The 3,620-nt window shown below is 52.9% G+C and carries 2 protein-coding genes and 1 pseudogene; 2 read left to right on the top strand and 1 reads right to left on the bottom strand.

Annotated features, from left to right (window positions below; translation table 11 throughout):
- The first annotated feature begins 78 nt into the window (after positions 1–78).
- Entirely contained in the window at positions 79–954 is an 876-nt protein-coding gene (locus GV764_RS15530) for an extended-spectrum class A beta-lactamase CTX-M-15 (RefSeq protein ID WP_000239590.1), read from the top strand.
- 46 nt (positions 955–1,000) lie between these two features.
- On the opposite strand, the gene GV764_RS15525 is transcribed toward GV764_RS15530, so the two are convergent.
- A complete protein-coding gene (locus GV764_RS15525; RefSeq protein WP_116961751.1) occupies positions 1,001–1,294 on the bottom strand; it encodes a WbuC family cupin fold metalloprotein in 294 nt (97 codons plus the stop codon).
- A 64-nt stretch (positions 1,295–1,358) separates the two neighbouring features.
- Here GV764_RS15525 and GV764_RS15520 point away from each other — a divergent pair.
- A pseudogene (locus GV764_RS15520) lies at positions 1,359–3,587 on the top strand (Tn3-like element Tn3 family transposase); the annotation flags it as partial.
- Positions 3,588–3,620 lie beyond the last annotated feature (33 nt).

Below are 3,620 nucleotides of genomic sequence, written 5' to 3'. Positions count from 1 at the left end.
AGCTAATAAAAAACACACGTGGAATTTAGGGACTATTCATGTTGTTGTTATTTCGTATCTTCCAGAATAAGGAATCCCATGGTTAAAAAATCACTGCGCCAGTTCACGCTGATGGCGACGGCAACCGTCACGCTGTTGTTAGGAAGTGTGCCGCTGTATGCGCAAACGGCGGACGTACAGCAAAAACTTGCCGAATTAGAGCGGCAGTCGGGAGGCAGACTGGGTGTGGCATTGATTAACACAGCAGATAATTCGCAAATACTTTATCGTGCTGATGAGCGCTTTGCGATGTGCAGCACCAGTAAAGTGATGGCCGCGGCCGCGGTGCTGAAGAAAAGTGAAAGCGAACCGAATCTGTTAAATCAGCGAGTTGAGATCAAAAAATCTGACCTTGTTAACTATAATCCGATTGCGGAAAAGCACGTCAATGGGACGATGTCACTGGCTGAGCTTAGCGCGGCCGCGCTACAGTACAGCGATAACGTGGCGATGAATAAGCTGATTGCTCACGTTGGCGGCCCGGCTAGCGTCACCGCGTTCGCCCGACAGCTGGGAGACGAAACGTTCCGTCTCGACCGTACCGAGCCGACGTTAAACACCGCCATTCCGGGCGATCCGCGTGATACCACTTCACCTCGGGCAATGGCGCAAACTCTGCGGAATCTGACGCTGGGTAAAGCATTGGGCGACAGCCAACGGGCGCAGCTGGTGACATGGATGAAAGGCAATACCACCGGTGCAGCGAGCATTCAGGCTGGACTGCCTGCTTCCTGGGTTGTGGGGGATAAAACCGGCAGCGGTGGCTATGGCACCACCAACGATATCGCGGTGATCTGGCCAAAAGATCGTGCGCCGCTGATTCTGGTCACTTACTTCACCCAGCCTCAACCTAAGGCAGAAAGCCGTCGCGATGTATTAGCGTCGGCGGCTAAAATCGTCACCGACGGTTTGTAATAGCGGAAACGGAATGGGGAAACTCATTCCGTTTTTGTTTATCGCCTTAGACGGCAAAAGTGCTGTCGCCCACCTGCGCTTGCGCATACCAGGCCATAAGCTCCGTGGTTCCTGGTTCTCCTTCCGCTGGAGCCCAGTGCGCATAGTCATCGGCAGCCACGGGTTGATAGCCACCGTGTTTTACTTCAAAAATTATGCCACCGGTATCCAGCGACAGCACGGCATGCCAGGTTCCTGCGGCCATCTCCAGCACCGTACAGGTTTCCCCCAATATCGCCCGATGGGTGACGGTACCCCGATCGTCAAAATTCAGCACCACGAAACGACCCCTTAATGGCAACAGTAGCTCGAAGGTGTGAGGGTGTCGGTGCGGGCGCACGTAGGTCCCAGGTCATATTCCTTCCGGCGTCCGGCATTTTACCGCCAGACAGCTCGGGATTCGTGATATCACCGTTCTTGCAGAATACGGTCAGAGGGAAAATACCCGCCGTGAGCATGCAGCGCTGATACGTCAGCACTATCAGTATCGTGAATTTGCCTGGCCCTGGACATTTCGCCTTACCCGTCTTTTATATACCCGGAGCTGGATAAGCAACGAACGTCCTGGCCTGCTTTTCGATCTGGCGACAGGGTGGCTTATGCAACATCGTATTATTCTCCCCGGAGCCACTACGCTGACCCGGTTGATTTCAGAGGTAAGGGAAAAGGCGACGTTGCGCCTGTGGAACAAACTGGCACTGATACCGTCAGCCGAACAGCGTTCACAGCTGGAGATGCTGCTGGGGCCAACTGATTGCAGCCGCCTGTCTTTACTGGAATCACTGAAAAAGGGCCCTGTGACCATCAGTGGTCCGGCGTTTAATGAAGCAATTGAACGCTGGAAAACTCTGAACGATTTTGGCCTGCATGCTGAAAACCTGAGTACACTCCCGGCTGTGCGCCTGAAAAATCTCGCACGTTATGCTGGTATGACTTCGGTGTTCAATATTGCCAGGATGTCACCGCAGAAAAGGATGGCGGTTCTGGTTGCCTTTGTCCTTGCATGGGAAACGCTGGCGCTGGATGATGCATTGGACGTTCTGGACGCCATGCTGGCCGTTATCATCCGTGACGCCAGAAAGATTGGGCAGAAAAAACGGCTCCGCTCGCTGAAGGATCTGGATAAATCTGCATTGGCGCTCGCCAGCGCATGTTCGTACCTGCTGAAAGAAGAAACACCGGACGAATCGATTCGTGCTGAGGTGTTCAGCTACATCCCAAGGCAAAAGCTGGCTGAAATCATCACGCTTGTCCGTGAAATTGCCCGGCCCTCAGACGATAATTTTCATGAAGAAATGGTGGAGCAGTACGGGCGCGTTCGTCGTTTCCTGCCCCATCTGCTGAATACCGTTAAATTTTCATCCGCACCTGCCGGGGTTACCACTCTGAATGCCTGTGACTACCTCAGCCGGGAGTTCAGCTCACGGCGGCAGTTTTTTGACGACGCACCAACGGAAATTATCAGTCGGTCATGGAAACGGCTGGTGATTAACAAGGAAAAACATATCACCCGCAGGGGATACACGCTCTGCTTTCTCAGTAAACTGCAGGATAGTCTGAGGCGGAGGGATGTCTACGTTACCGGCAGTAACCGGTGGGGAGATCCTCGTGCAAGATTACTACAGGGTGCTGACTGGCAGGCAAACCGGATTAAGGTTTATCGTTCTTTGGGGCACCCGACAGACCCGCAGGAAGCAATAAAATCTCTGGGTCATCAGCTTGATAGTCGTTACAGACAGGTTGCTGCACGTCTTTGCGAAAATGAGGCTGTCGAACTCGATGTTTCTGGCCCGAAGCCCCGGTTGACAATTTCTCCCCTCGCCAGTCTTGATGAGCCGGACAGTCTGAAACGACTGAGCAAAATGATCAGTGATCTACTCCCTCCGGTGGATTTAACGGAGTTGCTGCTCGAAATTAACGCCCATACCGGATTTGCTGATGAGTTTTTCCATGCTAGTGAAGCCAGTGCCAGAGTTGATGATCTGCCCGTCAGCATCAGCGCCGTGCTGATGGCTGAAGCCTGCAATATCGGTCTGGAACCACTGATCAGATCAAATGTTCCTGCACTGACCCGACACCGGCTGAACTGGACAAAAGCGAACTATCTGCGGGCTGAAACTATCACCAGCGCTAATGCCAGACTGGTTGATTTTCAGGCAACGCTGCCACTGGCACAGATATGGGGTGGAGGAGAAGTGGCATCTGCAGATGGAATGCGCTTTGTTACGCCAGTCAGAACAATCAATGCCGGACCGAACCGCAAATACTTTGGTAATAACAGAGGGATCACCTGGTACAACTTTGTGTCCGATCAGTATTCCGGCTTTCATGGCATCGTTATACCGGGGACGCTGAGGGACTCTATCTTTGTGCTGGAAGGTCTTCTGGAACAGGAGACCGGGCTGAATCCAACCGAAATTATGACCGATACAGCAGGTGCCAGCGAACTTGTCTTTGGCCTTTTCTGGCTGCTGGGATACCAGTTTTCTCCACGCCTGGCTGATGCCGGTGCTTCGGTTTTCTGGCGAATGGACCATGATGCCGACTATGGCGTGCTGAATGATATTGCCAGAGGGCAATCAGATCCCCGAAAAATAGGGCACTGTTGCAAATAGTCGGTGGTGATA

Origin of the sequence: Atlantibacter hermannii (assembly GCF_009907385.1) — a bacterium.
GTDB lineage: Bacteria > Pseudomonadota > Gammaproteobacteria > Enterobacterales > Enterobacteriaceae > Atlantibacter > Atlantibacter hermannii_A.
The sequence above is the reverse complement of the archived record's forward strand: the minus strand, read 5'-3'. Positions and strand labels throughout refer to the sequence as shown.